Below are 17728 nucleotides of genomic sequence, written 5' to 3' on the forward strand. Positions count from 1 at the left end.
TCGGGCAGCGTTCGCCCTCGCTGTCCGCATCTCGTCTAGCCCTGGAAGGATTGTCTGCGTGTCGGAAGGTCTATGGATCGCCATCGCGGTCGTCGCCGCCCTGGTCGTCATCGCGGCGCTGGTCATCGGTCTGGTGCGCTACCGTCGGCGGCGGATCAACCTGTCGGCCCGACCGGAAGCGCTGGACCGCTCCGGCGGCTACACCGCGTCGTCCGGGATCACCTTCAGCCAGACACCCTCGCCGGTCGAGACGGCCGAACCCGCCGACGGAATGGACACCAGCGGGCTGCCCGCGGTAGGTGACGATGCCACCGTTCCGCGGGACGCCCCCAAGCGCACCATCGCCGAAGTCCATCTCCCGGAGGTTGAACCCGAACCCGAGGCCGACACGCCATCGGGCCCGACCATCTCCGAACCGGCGCCGCCGGTGGCCCCTGCCTCCCAGGCCGCGCCGGCGCCGGAAACACCGGAAATACGGGAAGTCGAGGCCATAGAGCCGCCGGAAGGTCGCTTGGAGCGCTTGCGTGGGCGGCTCGCCAAATCCCAAAACGCGTTCGGACGCAGCATGCTGGGCTTGATCGGTGGCGGCGATCTGGACGAGGAGTCCTGGCAGGACGTGGAGGACACCCTGCTGGTCGCCGATCTGGGGCCGGTGGTCACCGAGTCGGTGGTGTCGCACCTGCGCGCCCGGCTGGCCAGCGGAAAGGTCCGTACCGAGGCCGACGCACGCGGTGTGCTACGGGACGTCCTGATCAACGAGCTGCACCCCGACATGGACCGCTCGATCCGTGCCCTGCCGCACGCCGACCATCCGTCGGTACTACTGGTCGTCGGCGTGAACGGCACGGGAAAAACCACCACGGTCGGCAAGTTGGCGCGGGTGCTGGTGGCCGATGGCCGGCGCACGGTGTTGGGCGCGGCCGATACGTTCCGGGCGGCCGCGGCCGATCAACTGCAGACCTGGGCGGCCCAGGTGGGCGCGGAGGTCGTGCGCGGGGCCGAAGGCGCTGACCCGGCCTCGGTGGCCTTCGACGCCGTCGACAAGGGGATTGCCATGGGCGCCGATGTGGTCCTCATCGACACCGCCGGCCGGCTGCACACCAAGGTCGGTCTGATGGATGAACTCGGCAAGGTCAAGCGCGTGGTGACCCGGCGGGCGGCGGTCGACGAAGTTTTACTGGTGCTCGACGCCACGATCGGGCAGAACGGGCTGGCGCAGGCGCGGGTCTTTGCGGAGGTCGTGGAGATCAGCGGAGTGGTTCTCACCAAGCTGGATGGAACGGCGAAGGGCGGCATTGTTTTCCGGGTCCAGCAGGAGCTCGACGTGCCGGTGAAGCTGGTAGGTCTGGGTGAAGGCCCCGACGATCTGGCGCCGTTCGAACCGGCCGCTTTCGTCGACGCCCTGCTCGGCTAGTAGCTCTTACACAGCAGGTCTTACGTTAATCCTGATGAAACACGGCGGCACCATTGCCGCAACAACTACTGCGCATGGTTCTGGATCAGGTCACCAGTCATCCAATCTGGGACCGTCCCAACGCTGACTGGAGGTGATAGCGAGTGGACCAATTTCCGACCATGGGCGTACCCAATACCGGCGATACCGCCTGGATGCTGGCGAGTTCAGCGCTCGTCCTGTTGATGACGCCGGGCCTGGCCTTCTTCTACGGCGGCATGGTGCGGGCCAAGAGCGTGCTCAACATGATCATGATGAGCATCAGCGCCATGGGTGTGGTGACGGTGCTGTGGGTGCTCTACGGCTACTCGATCGCGTTCGGCAACGACATGGGCAACGTGGCCGGCAACCCCTCCCAGTACTGGGGGCTCAAGGGCCTGATCGGTGGCAATGGCGCCGCGGCCGACCCCAGCACCGGAACCGCGGCAACGGATATCCCGCTGGTGGGCACCCTGCCGGCCACCGTCTTCGTGGCGTTCCAGCTGATGTTCGCGATCATTACGGTCGCGCTGATCTCGGGGGCGGTCGCCGACCGGTTGAAATTCGGCGCCTGGCTGCTGTTCGCCGGACTCTGGGCGACATTCGTCTATTTCCCGGTCGCGCACTGGGTGTTCGCCTTCGACGGTTCGGTCGCCGAGCATGGCGGCTGGATCGCCAACAAGCTGCACGCAATCGACTTTGCCGGCGGTACCGCTGTCCATATCAACGCCGGTGTGGCCGGCCTGGTTCTGGCGATCGTGCTGGGCAAACGCAAAGGCTGGCCGACCACCCTCTTCCGGCCGCACAACCTGCCGTTCGTGATGCTCGGGGCCGGGCTGCTGTGGTTCGGCTGGTACGGATTCAACGCCGGATCGGCGACCAGCTCCAACGGAACTGCGGCCACGACGTTCGTTACCACCACCGTTGCCACAGCCGCGGCGATGCTCGGCTGGTTACTCACCGAGCGAATCCGCGATGGCAAGGCCACGACGCTGGGTGCGGCTTCGGGCATCGTCGCCGGGCTGGTGGCCATCACGCCGTCATGCTCGTCGGTCAATGTCTTAGGTGCGCTGGCGGTCGGCGTGTCGGCGGGGGTGCTGTGTGCGCTCGCCGTCGGACTGAAATTCCGGTTGGGCTTCGACGATTCGCTTGACGTGGTCGGGGTGCACCTGGTCGGAGGGTTGATCGGTACGTTGCTGGTGGGTCTGCTTGCCGCTCCGGAGAGCCCGGCCATCAACGGCGTCGAGGGCGTCTCCAAGGGCTTGTTCTACGGCGGCGGTTTCGACCAGCTGGTGCGCCAAGCGGTCGGCGCCTGCAGCGTTCTGGCCTACTCTGGAATCATCACGCTTGTCTTGGCCCTTATCCTGAAGTACACAATCGGGTTGCGTCTGGGCGCAGAGCAAGAATCTGCGGGCATCGACGAGGCTGAGCACGCCGAGAGCGGCTACGACTTCGCGGTTGCCAGCGGTTCGGTTCTTCCCCGTCCCGGCGCTGTGGTGGCCGATTCGCGTAATGGCCTAGAGGAGCTAGTGGGCGAGAAAGTGGAGGCGGAACCGAAATGAAGCTGATCACAGCGATCGTAAAGCCGTTCACCCTCGACGACGTCAAGACCAGCCTCGAAGAGGCGGGAGTCTTGGGAATGACGGTTAGCGAAATCCAGGGCTACGGCCGGCAGAAAGGGCACACCGAGGTCTACCGAGGTGCGGAATACTCGGTTGATTTCGTACCCAAGGTTCGGATCGAGGTCGTCGTCGACGATTCCATCGTGGACAAAGTCGTTGACAGCATCGTCCGGGCTGCCCGTACCGGCAAGATCGGTGACGGCAAGGTCTGGGTCAGCCCCGTGGACACCATCGTGCGCGTACGCACCGGTGAACGCGGGTCTGATGCGCTGTGAGACTAGCCGCGCATTGCTGAACCAAGTGGGTCGGGCTGGCCGGGCGTGAACGCCGGTCCGCCGGACCCGCCCGGCACATCTCAATCGGGGGTCATGGAACCAGGGAGTGACCGCGCGGCAAGCGATTTGGCTGCCGCGCGGCGCCAATTGCTGTCCGAGGAGCATCGTCAGCTCGATCCAGCCGAGCTGCGGCAGGCGTGGCTGGATCTGCACGAGTCCTGGCTGGTCGACAAGGCCGCCGAAATCGGGATCAGCGACACCAGCGGCTTCGCCATTGTTGGGGTCGGCGGTCTCGGCCGCCGAGAGCTGCTGCCCTATTCGGATTTGGACCTGCTGTTGGTGCACGACGGCAAGCCTGACGGGGTGTTGGCAGAAGTTGCGGACAAGCTCTGGTATCCGTTGTGGGACGCCAATATTCGCCTCGACCACAGCGTGCGAACGGTTCCCGATGCCGTTGCTGTGGCCAGCTCCGATACCGTGGCTGCGCTCGGCATGCTGGAAGCGCGCCACATCGCTGGCGATGAAGGCCTCTCGGCGGGGTTGATTGACGGCGTACGACGGCAGTGGCGCAGCGGAATTCGTTCCCACATGGGCGAACTCGTCCAGATGACGCATGATCGTTGGTTGCGCTGCGGGCGCATCGCCAACCGCGCCGAACCCGATCTCAAATCGGGTCGCGGTGGGCTTCGCGACGTTCAGCTGCTTGATGCGCTGGCGATCGCCCAGCTCATCGATCGCCACGGCATGGCCGCCCCCGACATGCCGGTAGGTTCACTGGACGCTGCCTACCTCACCCTGCTCAACGTTCGCACCGAACTGCACCGCGTGTCCGGCCGTGGACGTGATCTGCTGTTGGCCCAACACGCCGACGACATCAGCGCGGCTTTGCAATTCGGTGACCGATTCGACCTGGCGCGCATGCTGTCCAGCGCCGGTCGCACCATCGCGTATCACTCCGAAACCGGGCTGCGCACCGCTTGCAACGCGATACCGCGACGTGGCATCTCCGCCTTGCGGCGACGACCGAAACGGCGCCCCCTCGACGACGGTGTCGTCGAGTACGCCAGCGAAATCGTGCTCGCCCGCGACGCCCAGCCCGAACAGGACGCTGGCCTGGTTCTGCGGGTAGCGGCCGCGGCCGCCCACAGCGGGTTGCCCATCGGCGCCGGCACCCTACGCCGGCTGGCCGACAACGCGCCGGAGGTGCCGATACCTTGGCCGCGTGAGGTGCTCGATGACCTGCTGGTGGTGTTGCTCGCCGGACCCACCGCCGTGGGAACGATCGAAGCGCTGGACCGAACCGGCCTGTGGGGCAGGCTGCTGCCGGAGTGGGGCGCCATCCGCGACCTGCCGCCGCGCGATATCGCGCACAAGTGGACCGTGGACCGTCATGTGATCGAAACCACCGTTCAGGCCGCGCCGCTGACCACTCGGGTGTCACGACCGGATCTGCTCGCGCTTGGGGCGCTGCTGCACGACATCGGCAAGGGCAGGGGAACTGATCACAGCGTGCTCGGGTCCGAGATGGTGGTGCAGATCGGCCAACGGCTCGGTATTCCGCCGGCCGACATCGATCTGCTGTCCAAATTGGTTCGTCACCATCTGCTGCTACCGATCGTGGCGACCCGAAGCGACTTGAACGACCCCAAGACCATCGAGGACGTATCCGAGGCCCTAGGCGGGGACCCCCAGTTACTTGAGGTACTGCACGCGCTGACCGAGGCGGACTCGAAGGCGACCGGCCCGGGGGTATGGAGCGATTGGAAGGCGTCCCTGGTCCAAAACTTGGTCTCGCGCTGCCGGATGGTGATGGCTGGTGAGCGGCTGCCGCAGGCGGATCCAACTGCGCCACAATATGTTTCGCTGGCGGCCGACCGTGGTGTGCATGTGGAGATCGGGCCCGGCGAGAGCGCGCGCATGTACCGGGCGGTGATGGCCGCGCCGGACAAGCCGGGGTTGGTCTCCAAGGCCGCCGCGGTGCTGGCGCTGAACTCGCTGGGCGTCCACTCGGCGTCGGTGAACAGCCACGACGGCATCGCAATCACCGATTTCGTGGTGTCGCCCCTTTTTGGTTCCCCGGCCGGCGCCGACCTATTGCGCCAACAGTTCGTTGGTGCCCTTGCCGGCGACATCGACGTCTTGGGCATGGTGGAAAAACGGGACAGCGAGGCCACCAGCAACGCCTCCCAGCGGGCCGGCGAGGTGGTGGCGGGGGTTCCGGTCACGCGTTCGACCGCTCCGCCACGCATCCTCTGGCTCGAAGCCGCCACTGCCGACCAGCTGATCCTCGAAATCCGCGCCGTGGATAGGCCGGGGCTGCTGGCATTGCTGACCCGCGCGCTGGAACGAGCTGGCGCAAACATCGTTTGGGCCAAGGTCAACACGTTTGGATCGACCGCGGCCGACGTGTTTTGTGTGACGGTTGCCGCCGACACCGAGGAATCGGAGGTGCGCGCCGCGGTGGAGCGCGAGCTGTCAGCCGTCTTGGGTCCGCAGGCTAACGTGCTAGTCGACGAGCCCGTCGGCGACTGACACGCTGCTACGCCTGTTCGGAGTTGAGCTGGCGTAAGGCGTCTATGCGGGCTTTGAGCTGGTCGCGGGTTGCCGCGGCGATGGGCGGCCCGCCGCAGCGACGACGAAGTTCGTTGTGGATCCAGCCATGCGGCTTGCCGGTGCGATGATGGGCGATGGCGACGAGCGTGTTCAGCTCGCGGCGCAACTCGCGGATTTGGCCATGAGTGGTGGCGTGCTGGGCCGCCGGACCGCCGTCCCCGGTCTGAAGCTGAGCCCGCTTCTGCAGCTGCTCGTCTTGGCGCCGATGCAGCAAGGCGCGCATCTGGTCGGCATCCAGCAACCCGGGGATACCGAGGTAGTCGGCCTCCTCGTCGCTTCCGGCGGGGGTAGCGGTGCCGAACGAGGAACCGTCGAAGATGACCTGATCCAGCTCGGCGTCGGCGCCTAGCGAGGTGAAGCCCTTGTCTACTTCGCTTGGCTCGGTCTGGGTCTTGGTGGCCGGATCGTCATCGAGCGGATCTTCGGATTGCCGGTGCGGTTTTCCCAGCACATGGTTGCGCTGGGCCTCCAGTTCGCTGGCCAGCTGCAACAGGTTGGGCACTGACGGCAGGAAAATGCTCGCTGTCTCTCCGGCCCGGCGAGACCGTACGAACCGGCCGATGGCCTGCGCGAAGAACAGCGGCGTGGAAGCACTGGTGGCGTAGATCCCGACCGACAAGCGCGGCACGTCAACGCCCTCGGAGACCATGCGGACGGCCACCAACCATCGGCTGGTGCCGTCGGCGAATGCACTGATTCGGGCCGACGATCCGGGATCGTCGGACAGCACGACCGTGGGCGTTTCCGAGGTCAGCCGCTGCAGTAATGCAGCGTAGGATCGTGCGGCCGTGCGGTCCGAGGCGATGATCATGCCGCCCGCATCGGGCACCTGCGCCCGCAGTTGACGCAGTCGCCGGTCGGCGGCGGCGATCACCGCGGGCATCCATTCGCCGGCGGGATCCAACGCGGTGCGCCACGCCCGCGCGGTCTGTTCGGCCGACAACGGCTCGCCCAAGCGCGCCTCGTGCTCTTCGCCGGCACTATCACGCCAGCGCGCCTGTCCCGAGTAGGCGAGGAACACCACCGGCCGGACGACGCCGTCGGCAAGGGCCTGCGCGTAGCCGTAGGTGTGATCGGCCTGCGAACGCAGCACTCCGTCCCCGTCGGGCTCGTAGCTGACGAAGGGGATGGGGTTGTCGTCACTGCGAAATGGGGTGCCGGTCAGGGCAAGGCGGCGAGACGCATCACTGAACGCGTCCCGGATGGCGTCGCCCCAGGTCTTGGCGTCACCGCCGTGGTGAATCTCGTCGAAGACCACCAGTGTCTTGCGCTGCTCCGTGCGCACCCGATGCAGGCTCGGATGTGCGGCCACCTGTGCGTAGGTCACCACCACCCCGTGGTATTCCGGCGACGTCTGCGGGTTGGAATTGGAGAATTTCGGGTCCAATGAAAGGCCATGCCGACCGGCCGCCTGCGCCCACTGAATCTTCAGATGTTCGGTCGGCACCACCACCGTGATCTGCTCCACGGCGCGATGACAGAGCAGTTCGGCCGCGATGCGCAGGGCGAACGCCGTCTTGCCGGATCCGGGGGTAGCCACCGCCAGGAAATCGCGCGGCTGGGTACCCAGGTATTTCACCAGTGCCCGTCGCTGCCAGCTGCGAAGCGGTCGGCTGCCCTCGACGATGGGCTCGGCGGGGCTCACCGGCTGCATCGACCGTGCTCCCCCCGTAGCTGTCAGGCCGCGCCCGGCGGCGGCAGCGCGCGCTCGTGCCCCGCACCGGCCCGTTGACGCGTGCAGTGAAAACCTTGAATCCTCAAAACCAGCCAGCCTGGCTTGGTGGCGAGTGTGAAATCTAGCATGGCAACACTTTTCGGCACATGCGCGACATGGGGGCGCGCCGCGGTCGGGTGATGGCCCGGTCGGCGCCGAATACCCAACGGTGCGGCAACCCGGGCTGGTCGGCGTTTCAGCGTGGTGCGCGCGGACGGCTCGCGGGTGCGGTGAATCCGCCGGTGTCATCGAAGAACGCCCACCGGCCGTCGTCGTTGACTTCCATGCGCCAACCGCGCTCGGAGCGGTCCACCAACGAGACGGCGAACCAGCTGTGCGCTGCCTCCGCGCTGTCACAATTCTGCGTCGCCACTCTCGCGCCGCGCGGGTCGATAACTCGGAACGCCACCATGGCCGTTGAGTAGCCTTTCCCGGGGGCTTTCAACCGCAGGCAGTGCCGCCATTGACTCGCGGTTGACCGGGGCCATGCCAACCGATGGCTACCGGGCGCCCCAAGCTTGGCAGCGACCGCCCGGATGGCCCCCAAGACCGCCAATCGGCGGCGCCACCAATAACCACTAGGCTGGCGAGCGTGTTTGAATCGCTGTCCGACCGGTTGACCGGTGCCCTACAGGGGCTGCGCGGCAAGGGTCGCCTGACCGACGCCGATATCGAGGCAACCACCCGCGAGATCCGGTTGGCGCTGCTGGAAGCCGATGTTTCGTTGCCGGTGGTGCGGGCCTTTGTGCATCGGATCAAAGAGCGCGGCCGCGGCGTCGAGGTATCCGGTGCGCTCAACCCGGCGCAACAGGTCGTCAAGATCGTCAATGAGGAACTGATCGGCATTCTCGGCGGCGAGACGCGTGAGCTGGTCTTCGCCAAGACGCCGCCGACCGTGGTGATGCTGGCCGGCCTGCAAGGCTCCGGCAAGACGACGCTGGCCGGCAAGTTGGCTGCGCGTCTGCGCGGCCAAGGGCATACCCCCCTGCTGGTGGCCTGTGACCTGCAGCGACCGGCCGCGGTCAACCAGCTGCAAGTCGTTGGTGAGCGTGCCGGAGTGCCGGTGTTTGCGCCCCATCCCGGTGCCTCGCCGGAATCCGGCCCCGGTGACCCGGTGGCCGTCGCGGCGGCGGGTCTGGCAGAAGCGAGGACCAAACACTTCGATGTCGTCATCGTCGACACCGCCGGACGGTTGGGCATCGACGAGGACCTGATGGCCCAGGCGGCGGCCATCCGCGCCGCGATCAGCCCCGATGAAGTGCTGTTCGTGCTGGACGCGATGATCGGTCAGGATGCCGTGGCCACCGCTCAGGCGTTTGGCGAGGGGGTCGGCTTCACCGGTGTGGCGTTGACCAAACTCGACGGCGACGCGCGCGGTGGCGCAGCGTTGTCGGTCCGTGAAGTGACGGGCGTCCCAATCCTTTTCGCTTCTACCGGGGAGAAGCTCGAGGAGTTCGACGTCTTCCACCCGGATCGGATGGCCAGCCGCATCCTGGGTATGGGCGATGTGCTGAGCCTCATCGAGCAGGCCGAACAGGTCTTCGACGCTCAACAGGCCGAAGAGGCCGCCGCCAAGATCGGCGCCGGTGAGTTGACGCTGGAGGACTTCCTCGAGCAGATGCTGGCGGTGCGCAAGATGGGCCCGATCGGCAACCTGCTGGGCATGCTGCCCGGCGGGGCTCAAATGAAGGAGGCACTGGCCGAGGTCGACGACAAACACCTCGACCGGCTGCAGGCCATCATTCGTGGCATGACGCCCGAAGAGCGGGCCGACCCCAAGATCATCAATGCGTCGCGCCGGCTGCGAATCGCCAACGGTTCGGGCGTGACGGTGTCCGAGGTCAACCAGCTAGTCGATCGTTTCTTCGAGGCCCGCAAGATGATGTCGTCGATGCTCGGCGGGATGGGTATCCCCGGCATGGGACGCAAGTCTGCGACCCGAAAGAGCAAGGGCGCAAAAGGAAAGGCCGGCAAGAAAGGCAAGAAGGGGGCACGCGGTCCGACGCCGCCGAAGGTCAAAAGCCCGTTCGGCATGCCGGGTATGCCGGGCATGCCCGCGGGCTTTCCCGACCTGTCCCAGATGCCCGAGGGCCTCGACGAGCTGCCGCCCGGGCTGGCCGATTTCGACCTGTCCAAGCTGAAGTTCCCGGGCAAGAAGTAGCAGCCTCGTGCGCCTGCACGTGCGAGGTTTGCGACTGCCCGACCAGGCCCCGATCGATTTGTGGATAGTCGACGGCCGCGTCAGCACCGAGCCGATTGCGGGAGCCGACACAGTCTTTGCCGGCGGCTGGATCCTGCCCGGGATGGTCGACGCGCACTGTCACGTCGGTCTGGGGCAGCACGGCGCCATCGAACTCGACGAAGCAATATCGCAGGCTGAGACCGAACGCGACGCGGGCGCACTGCTGCTGCGCGATTGCGGCTCCCCGACCGACACCCGCAGTCTCGACGACCATGCGGACCTGCCCCGCATCATTCGTGCCGGTAGACACCTGGCCAGACCCAAGCGCTACATACCCGGGTTCGCCAACGAGCTCGAGGATGAATCGCAGCTACCCGCCGCCGTCGCCGAGCAGGCGAGCCGCGGTGACGGCTGGATCAAGCTGGTTGGTGATTGGATCGACCGCAAGGTCGGCGATCTGGCCCCGTTGTGGTCCGATGACGTGCTGAAGGCCGCGATCGACGCCGCCCACGCCCACGGGGCTCGAGTCACCGCACATGTCTTCGGTGAGGATGCGCTGCCCGGCCTGATCAACGCGGGGATCGACTGCATCGAGCACGGCACCGGCCTGACCGACGACACCATTGCGCTCATGCTCGAACACGGCACCGCGCTGGTCCCCACGCTGATCAACGTCGAAAACTTTCCGGGAATCGCCGATTCCGCGGTTCGCTACCCGACCTACGCTGCGCATATGCGCGACCTTTATGCGAACACCTATCCGCGCATTGCGGCGGCGCGCGAAGCGGGGATCGCCATATACGCGGGAACCGACGCGGGCAGCACGATTCGCCACGGACGAATCGCCGACGAGGTGGAGGCCCTCAAAAGCGTCGGGATGAGCGCTACCGAGGCGCTGGGCGCGGCATGCTGGGACGCTCGGCGCTGGTTGGGCCGGCCCGGACTGGACCACGGGGCATCGGCTGACCTCTTGTGTTTTTCCGAGGACCCGCGACAGGGCCCGGGCTTCCTGAGCCATCCCGACCTGGTGCTGCTGCGCGGCGAACCGTTTCGGCCCGGTCGCTAGCCAATCGGAGTTCGGCGGCGGCCGCGCACACTTCTGCCCGCGTGGTTACTATCGCGAAGTGGCGTTGGATAACGGTGCGACCTTTGCCGGTTACACCGTGGTCAGGAGGCTGTCCGCGGGCGAGTCCGGTGAGGTCTACCTGGTTCACCAACCAAACTTTCCCGGTTGGCAGGCACTCGAGATTCTTCCGCAGACGCTGGCCGTGGACGCTGAATTCCGCCAACGGTTCGAGCGGGAAACCTCGATAGCCGGGCAGCTCTATCACCCGCACATCGTGGAGGTCCACCAGCATGGCCAGTGCAATGGCCGGTTGTGGATCGCGAAAGACTACGTTGACGGCATTAGCGCCGCTCAGCTGATGCAGGAGCGTTTTCCGGCGGTGCTACCGGTGGCCGAGGTAGTGGGCATAGTCAGTGCGGCGGCCGCCGCTCTGGACTACGCCCATCAGCGTGGACTGCTCCATCGGGAGGTGGCGCCCGCCAATATCCTGCTGACGAATCCAGGGGAGGGCGAACCGCGGATCCTGCTGAAAGACTTCGGAATAACCCGCGCTGCGGCCGGGTTCGGTGGCGCGGCGGTCTACCAGGCGCCGGAACTGTTGCGGGGCACCGATATTGACGGGCGCGCCGACCAATACGCCCTGGCCGCCACCGCCTGGCAGTTGCTGACCGGCGCGGCACCGGTTGGCAGCGGCCAGTCGCGCCCGCCGAAACTCAGCGATGTACGTCCGGACCTGGCACGCCTGGACGACGTGTTTTGCACGGCACTGGCCAGCGAGCCCGCCGGCAGGTACGCCAGCTGCCGCGAGTTCGCCGAGGGTTTCACCGCGCAGGCCGGCATCCCGACCGGTGACTTGGTCCCCGACGGCCAGGACGTCGAGACGACCTGGGTGGCTACCATCCAGCCCACCGATGTCGTCGACTACCCGGCCTATGGCTGGCCGGTGACGCCAGCGCTACCAGTTCCCGCTGCACCGAGGTTCGCGCCCGCGCCGCCGCCGCGACGCGGGACCATGTTGCAATCGGCGGCCGCGTCGTTGGCGCGACGGCTGGACAAGTTCTCCGCCACCACCAGGCAGCCGGGGAAACGTCGGTCACGCCGCGTACTTCTCGTTTCAGCGGCCGCGGTCGCACTGGTCGGCTCGCTTGTGGTCGCCATCTTGGTAGGGCGGAGCGCAACGACGCACTCCACATCGGCGGCCGGCCCGGTCACTAGCGCCTCGAGCTCGCCAAGCGCGCCGGCAACCAGCACCCCGTCCGTTGCGCCCGCCCCGTTGGACGGCACCTACCGCATCGAGGTCCAACGATCAAAGCAGACCTACAACTACACGCCGAGTCCGCAGCCGCCGAACGTCAACACGTGGTGGGCTATCCGGTCGGCTTGCACACCGGCAGAATGTCGGGCCGCTGCGACCCTGCTCGACGACACCGACCATGCGCGGGCGAAGCCCACCGTTCGTCCGATCATCCTGGTATTCGGTGAGGGCCAGTGGCAGTCGCGGCCCGAGACCGTGCAGTTCGCCTGCATCGGGCCCAACGGCACGTCGAACCGCCAGATGACGACCCAGGTGTTGTCATTGCGTCCGCAACCCGCCGGCGACCTGGTCGGGGAAATGGTGGTCACCGTGCAAAGCAACGAGTGCGGCCAACAGGCAGCCGTCATCCGGATCCCGGCGGTGGCCAGCCGCGTCGGCGACGTGCCACCCGGGGTCAAGGTGCCCGACCCCGCCACCACACCGCCAACCCCGGAAACGCCGTCGGAAACGCCGCCGGAAAGCCCGCCGGAAAACTCGCCCACACCGAGCGCACCGACGACCGGTCCGGGTCGCTGACCAACCGCGTCGGTGGTCCCGCGAGGCACAACATCCCCATATAAGATTGTGAGTACTCGCTATCTATGTTAGATTTCCGTACGCCCGACGACCTGGAGGAACTGTGACGTACGACGTGATCATTCGCGATGGACTGTGGTTCGACGGCACCGGCCGCGAGCCGCAGATCCGAACCCTGGGTGTGCGCGACGGTGTGGTGGTCACGGCGGTAGGGCCCGCGGATGTCCCGCTGGATGAAACCGGTTGCCCGGAGGTGATCGCGGCCGCCGGGAAATGGGTCGTGCCCGGCTTCCTCGACGTGCACACCCACTACGACGCCGAGGTGTTGTTGGACCCTGGACTGCGCGAGTCGGTGCGCCACGGTGTCACCACGGTATTGCTGGGCAACTGCTCGCTATCGACGGTTTACGCCAGCTGCGAGGACGCCGCCGACCTGTTCAGCCGGGTCGAGGCGGTACCGCGCGAGTTCGTTCTGGGCGCGTTGGAAAGCAACAAGACATGGGAAACGGCCGCGGAGTACATCGAAGCAATCGACGGCTTACCGCTCGGGCCGAATGTGAGTTCACTGATTGGTCATTCGGATCTGCGCGCCGCGGTGCTCGGCCTCGACCGCGCCACCGACGACGCCGTACGACCCACCGACGCCGAGATGGACCGCATGGCCCAGCTACTCGACGAAGCCCTCGAGGCCGGGGTACTCGGCATGTCTGGGATGGATGCGGCGATCGACAAGCTCGACGGTGACCGCTTCCGCTCGCGCGCGCTGCCGTCCACCTTTGCGACGTGGCGGGAACGGCGCCGGCTGATCAACGTGTTGCGCAAGCGGGGCCGGATTCTGCAAAGTGCACCCGATGTCAAGAACGCGGCTTCCGCCTTGCTGTTCTTCCTGGCCAGTAGCCGAATACTGAACCGCCGCAAGGGAGTTCGGATGAGCATGCTGGTTTCCGCCGACGGCAAGGCGATGCCGCTGGCGGTACACGTGTTCGGCTTTGGCACCCGGGTGCTCAACAAGCTGTTGGGTTCGCAAGTGCGGTTCCAGCATCTGCCCGTCCCGTTCGAGCTCTACTCCGACGGCATCGACCTGCCGGTCTTTGAAGAGTTCGGTGCCGGAACCGCCGCCCTTCATCTGCGCGAACAGTTGGAGCGCAACGAACTACTGGCCGACGAGTCCTATCGACGCCGGTTTCGGCGTGAGTTCGACCGGATCAAGCTCGGCCCATCGCTGTGGCACCGCGACTTTCACGATGCGGTGATCGTCGAGTGCCCCGATCAGGCGTTGATTGGCAAGAGCTTTGGGGCAATCGCCGACGAGCGCGGGATCCATCCACTTGACGCATTCTTGGATGTGCTGGTCGAAAACGGTGAGCGCAATGTCCGTTGGACAACCACCGTGGCCAACCACCGGCCCAAGCAGCTCAACAAGCTCGCCGCTGAGCCCAGCATTCATATGGGTTTCTCCGACGCCGGCGCGCATCTGCGCAACATGGCCTTCTACAACTTCCCGCTTCGACTGCTCAAGCGCACGCGCGACGCCGAGCGGGCCGGGCGGCCATTCCTGTCCGTTCAGCACGCGATTTATCGGCTGACCGGCGAACTGGGCGAGTGGTTCGGCGTCGACGCCGGCACCTTGCGGGTCGGCGACCGTGCCGATTTTGTGGTGATCGACCCGACTCGCCTGGACGAATCGGTGGACGGCTATCACGAGCAGGAGGTCGGCTTCTACGGTGGGCTGCGGCGCATGGTCAACCGCAACGATAAGACCGTGGTCGCCACGGGGGTGGGTGGCGCCGTGGTCTTCCGAGCGGGCAAGTTTTGCGACGGCTACGGGCAGACGGTCAAGTCGGGCCGGTACCTGCGGGCGGGTGCGCGTCAAGAGCACGTCCTGAGCCGGTCGGCCTGAGATGGCCAGAACTCAGCAGCAGCGCCGCGAGGAAACCGTGGCACGGCTCCTGCAGGCCAGCATCGACACCATCGTCGAGGTCGGGTACGCGCGGGCTTCGGCGGCCGTGATCACCAAACGCGCGGGAGTGTCGGTAGGGGCCCTGTTTCGGCATTTCGAAACGATGGGTGATTTCATGGCGGCCACCGCATACGAGGTGCTGCGTCGTCAGCTGGAAACCTTCGCCAAGCAGGTCACCGAGATACCGGCCGACCGGCCGGCGCTGGAAGCGGCGCTGGGAATACTGCGCGATATCACCAGCGGACCGACCAACGCCGTGTTGTACGAGCTCATGATTGCAGCACGCACCGACCCGAAGCTCAAGGAAACGTTGCACAACGTGCTGGAGCAGTACAGCGCCAAGATCTACGACGCCGCCCGGGCGCTGCCCGGCGCGGAGAGCTTTTCGGAGGAAACGTTTCCGGTCATCGTGGCGTTGCTGACCAACGTGTTCGACGGAGCCGCCATCGTGGGTGCGGTAGTGCCGCAGCCGGACATCGCCGAGCAACGGATTCCGGTGCTCACGGCGCTGCTCGCGGCGGCTTTGCCAGATGCGCCGGCGTAGTAGCGGTTACAGGGATCCGATGCTGGCTTGCGGGTTGAGGGCAAAACCCCAGTCGAACAGGCCGGCGGCCTGATCCCAATACGTCGGTCCGCCCTCTTTGACCAGCCCGTACATCATCGCGATCACCAGCCGGCGCCCGTTGCGGGCCGCGGCACCCACGAACGTCTTGCGGGCGGCGTTGGTGTACCCGGTCTTGCCGCCGATTGCTCCCGGATAGCGCGCCAACAGCTCATCCTGATTGAGGATCGGTTGCTCGTCACCCTCAGCGGGGCCGCTGGGGAACATTGCCGACGGTTCGGCGGTGATGTGGGCAAACACCGGGTTGGCCATGGCTGCCCGGAAGATGACCGCCAGGTCATGGGCGGTCGACGAGCCCGAGCCGCCGGGACCGTCCAGACCGGACGGGGTCACCGCGTGGGTGTTGCCGGCACCCAGCGCCGCGGCTTTGGCGTTCATCTTGGCCACGGCCACGTCCTGGCCACCCAGCATGTGCGCCAGGGTGTTGGCGGCATCGTTACCCGAAACCAGCAGCAGGCCGTCGAGCAGCTGTCGTGCGGTATAGCTGCGGCCCGGTTTGACCCCGACGCAGTTGCATTCAACCTGGGTGTCGGCGACGTCTGCCACCACGGTCGAGTTCAGGTCCAACTCGTCCAGCACCACCAGCGATAACAGCACCTTGATGGTGCTGGCCGGTGGGTGGGCGACATGCTGGTCACGTCCGGCCAGTACCTGACCGCTGTCGAGATCGGCCACAATCCAGGTTTGTGCCGGGCCGTCGGGAATCGGGACCGAACCGATCGGCTGGACGCCGGTGTCGGCCGATGCCGCGCCCGCGCTGATGGTGCCGCCGGTGAGCAGAGCTGCGGCCGCGACCGCGGCGATGAGCTTTCGCATGGGCCCTGAGTGTAACTTCCAGGGATTGCCGACGCAGGTAACGCCCATGGGCCACCGGCGCCGCGACACATAACCCGAAGTACACGACACGCCGAGAAGCGTGGCCCTGGTCTATATCTGGGGGATCTGGGCCATCGGGGGTCATGTCGGTTAGCTCGGCGGACCGGGGCGGTGTTGAATCGAAGGATGTTGAGCCTGGCCGAAATCTCCGACCGGTTGGAGATCCAGCAACTATTGGTGGACTATTCGACGGCGATTGACCTACGCCGATTCGACGACCTGGACACAGTGTTCACCCCGGACGCCTACATCGACTACCGCGCCCTCGGCGGCATCGACGGCCGCTATCCCGAAGTCAAGAAGTGGCTGGCGCAGGTGCTACCGAATTTCCCGGTCTACGCGCACATGCTCGGCAACTTCTCGGTCCGCATCCACGGCGATATCGCTTCATCGCGGGTAATTTGCTTCAACCCGATGGTGCTCGGCGCAGACCAGGAGCGGGTGTTGTTCTGCGGGCTGTGGTACGACGACGAGTTCGTGCGCACCCCCGACGGCTGGCGGATGACTCGCCGCGTCGAGACCAAGACCTTCCAGAAGGTGCTCTGAGGCGAACGGCAAACCGCCGCCCCCGGAACGCGGGACGCTTCTCGCTGGCGGCGAATTTTCGTCGCGGGACCTCGTTCTGGCACAATGGGCGGCTGTCCGCCGCGCGACATACGCGTTCAGTTCGGGGTCGCTGCCCGGCGGTCAACACGCGAGGCAAAACCGGATCCTGGCATCCCGCCCGGGTCGCTGAATTGCAGCGTGTCACACACAGGAGAAATCGCGTAACCATGGCTGTGAAAATCAAGCTCACTCGGCTTGGCAAGATCCGCAACCCCCAGTACCGCATTGCGGTCGCCGACGCGCGCACCCGCCGCGACGGCCGCTCCATCGAGGTCATCGGCCGCTACCACCCCAAGGAAGAGCCGAGCCTCATCGAGATCAACTCCGAGCGCGCCCAGTATTGGCTCTCGGTGGGCGCTCAGCCCACCGAACCCGTCCTCAAGCTGCTCAAGATCACCGGTGACTGGCAGAAGTTCAAGGGCCTGCCCGGCGCGGAGGGCCGATTGAAGGTCGCCCCACCCAAGCCCAGCAAGCTTGAGTTGTTCAACGCCGCGCTGGCTGCCGCCGAAGGTGGTCCCACCACTGAGGCCACCAAGCCGAAGAAGAAGTCGGCGCCCAAGAAGACCGCGAAGGCCAGCGACGCCGCAGCTGAAGCTGACGCGGCCGCCGAGCAGACCGAGTCGACCGAGCCGCCGGCCGAGACTGCCGAGCAGTCCGAGTCGACCGAAAGCTGATCGGCGCGATGAGCACGGTCGTGGTTGACGCTGTCGAGCATCTGGTCCGCGGAATCGTGGACAACCCCGACGATGTTCGGGTGGACATGGTGACCAGTCGCCGAGGACGCACCGTGGAAGTGCACGTGCACCCGGACGATCTGGGCAAGGTGATCGGTCGTGGGGGGCGCACCGCGACGGCATTGCGCACACTGGTCGCCGGAATCGGTGGCCGGGGCATTCGCGTCGACGTGGTGGACACCGACCAGTAGCCCC

Annotated in this window: 14 protein-coding genes and 1 pseudogene; 12 read left to right on the plus strand and 3 right to left on the minus strand. The window is 66.3% G+C overall.

What is annotated here, in order from left to right; genetic code table 11:
- The first annotated feature begins 58 nt into the window (after positions 1–58).
- From ftsY to MB901379_RS07735, 4 genes are all read left to right on the plus strand, one after another.
- A complete protein-coding gene (ftsY, locus tag MB901379_RS07720; RefSeq protein ID WP_158016077.1) occupies positions 59–1414 on the plus strand; it encodes a signal recognition particle-docking protein FtsY in 1356 nt (451 codons plus the stop codon).
- Positions 1415–1557: 143 nt separating this feature from the next.
- Entirely contained in the window at positions 1558–2994 is a 1437-nt protein-coding gene (locus MB901379_RS07725; protein WP_158016078.1) for an ammonium transporter, read from the plus strand.
- The gene (gene glnB / locus MB901379_RS07730) at positions 2991–3329 is read left to right on the plus strand and encodes a nitrogen regulatory protein P-II (RefSeq protein WP_158016079.1); all 339 of its coding nucleotides are present in this window, start codon (positions 2991–2993) and stop codon (positions 3327–3329) included. The genes MB901379_RS07725 and glnB overlap by 4 nt, the downstream gene beginning before the upstream one ends.
- A 93-nt stretch (positions 3330–3422) precedes the next feature.
- On the plus strand, positions 3423–5861 hold the full coding sequence (locus MB901379_RS07735; RefSeq protein WP_158016080.1) for a [protein-PII] uridylyltransferase: 2439 nt from the start codon (positions 3423–3425) through the stop codon (positions 5859–5861).
- A gap of 7 nt (positions 5862–5868) precedes the next feature.
- Here the strand turns inward: MB901379_RS07735 and MB901379_RS07740 are convergent, their stop codons facing one another.
- Both MB901379_RS07740 and MB901379_RS24500 read right to left on the minus strand, forming a co-directional pair.
- Positions 5869–7596 (minus strand): DEAD/DEAH box helicase, encoded by a 1728-nt coding sequence (locus MB901379_RS07740; RefSeq protein WP_158016081.1) that lies wholly within the window; start codon positions 7594–7596, stop codon positions 5869–5871.
- Positions 7597–7852: 256 nt separating this feature from the next.
- Positions 7853–8068: a hypothetical protein gene (locus MB901379_RS24500; RefSeq protein WP_158016082.1), complete on the minus strand. Its 216-nt coding sequence runs from the start codon at positions 8066–8068 to the stop codon at positions 7853–7855.
- Positions 8069–8248: 180 nt separating this feature from the next.
- Between MB901379_RS24500 and ffh the strand changes: the two genes are divergently transcribed.
- From ffh to MB901379_RS07770, 5 genes and pseudogenes are all read left to right on the plus strand, one after another.
- Positions 8249–9817 carry a signal recognition particle protein gene (ffh, locus tag MB901379_RS07750; RefSeq protein WP_158016083.1) on the plus strand — a complete coding sequence of 523 codons (1569 nt, stop codon included), beginning with the start codon at positions 8249–8251 and terminating at the stop codon, positions 9815–9817.
- Positions 9818–9824: 7 nt separating this feature from the next.
- Positions 9825–10904, plus strand: a complete 1080-nt coding sequence (locus tag MB901379_RS07755; protein WP_158016084.1) for a metal-dependent hydrolase family protein — start codon at positions 9825–9827, stop codon at positions 10902–10904.
- Positions 10905–10962: 58 nt separating this feature from the next.
- A complete protein-coding gene (locus MB901379_RS07760; RefSeq protein WP_158016085.1) occupies positions 10963–12735 on the plus strand; it encodes a serine/threonine-protein kinase in 1773 nt (590 codons plus the stop codon).
- Positions 12736–12800: 65 nt separating this feature from the next.
- Positions 12801–14635, plus strand: a pseudogene (locus MB901379_RS07765) (N-acyl-D-amino-acid deacylase family protein).
- A 1-nt stretch (position 14636) separates the two neighbouring features.
- Positions 14637–15239 (plus strand): TetR/AcrR family transcriptional regulator, encoded by a 603-nt coding sequence (locus MB901379_RS07770; RefSeq protein WP_158016087.1) that lies wholly within the window; start codon positions 14637–14639, stop codon positions 15237–15239.
- 6 nt (positions 15240–15245) lie between these two features.
- On the opposite strand, the gene MB901379_RS07775 is transcribed toward MB901379_RS07770, so the two are convergent.
- On the minus strand, positions 15246–16133 hold the full coding sequence (locus tag MB901379_RS07775; protein WP_158016088.1) for a D-alanyl-D-alanine carboxypeptidase family protein: 888 nt from the start codon (positions 16131–16133) through the stop codon (positions 15246–15248).
- A gap of 186 nt (positions 16134–16319) precedes the next feature.
- Between MB901379_RS07775 and MB901379_RS07780 the strand changes: the two genes are divergently transcribed.
- From MB901379_RS07780 to MB901379_RS07790, 3 genes are all read left to right on the plus strand, one after another.
- Positions 16320–16739, plus strand: a complete 420-nt coding sequence (locus MB901379_RS07780; protein WP_158016089.1) for a nuclear transport factor 2 family protein — start codon at positions 16320–16322, stop codon at positions 16737–16739.
- Positions 16740–16966: 227 nt separating this feature from the next.
- A complete protein-coding gene (gene rpsP / locus MB901379_RS07785) occupies positions 16967–17473 on the plus strand; it encodes a 30S ribosomal protein S16 (RefSeq protein ID WP_158016090.1) in 507 nt (168 codons plus the stop codon).
- 8 nt (positions 17474–17481) lie between these two features.
- Positions 17482–17724 (plus strand): RNA-binding protein, encoded by a 243-nt coding sequence (locus MB901379_RS07790; RefSeq protein ID WP_003878715.1) that lies wholly within the window; start codon positions 17482–17484, stop codon positions 17722–17724.
- The last annotated feature ends 4 nt before the right edge of the window (positions 17725–17728 follow it).

It is taken from the genome of Mycobacterium basiliense (assembly GCF_900292015.1).
GTDB lineage: Bacteria > Actinomycetota > Actinomycetes > Mycobacteriales > Mycobacteriaceae > Mycobacterium > Mycobacterium basiliense.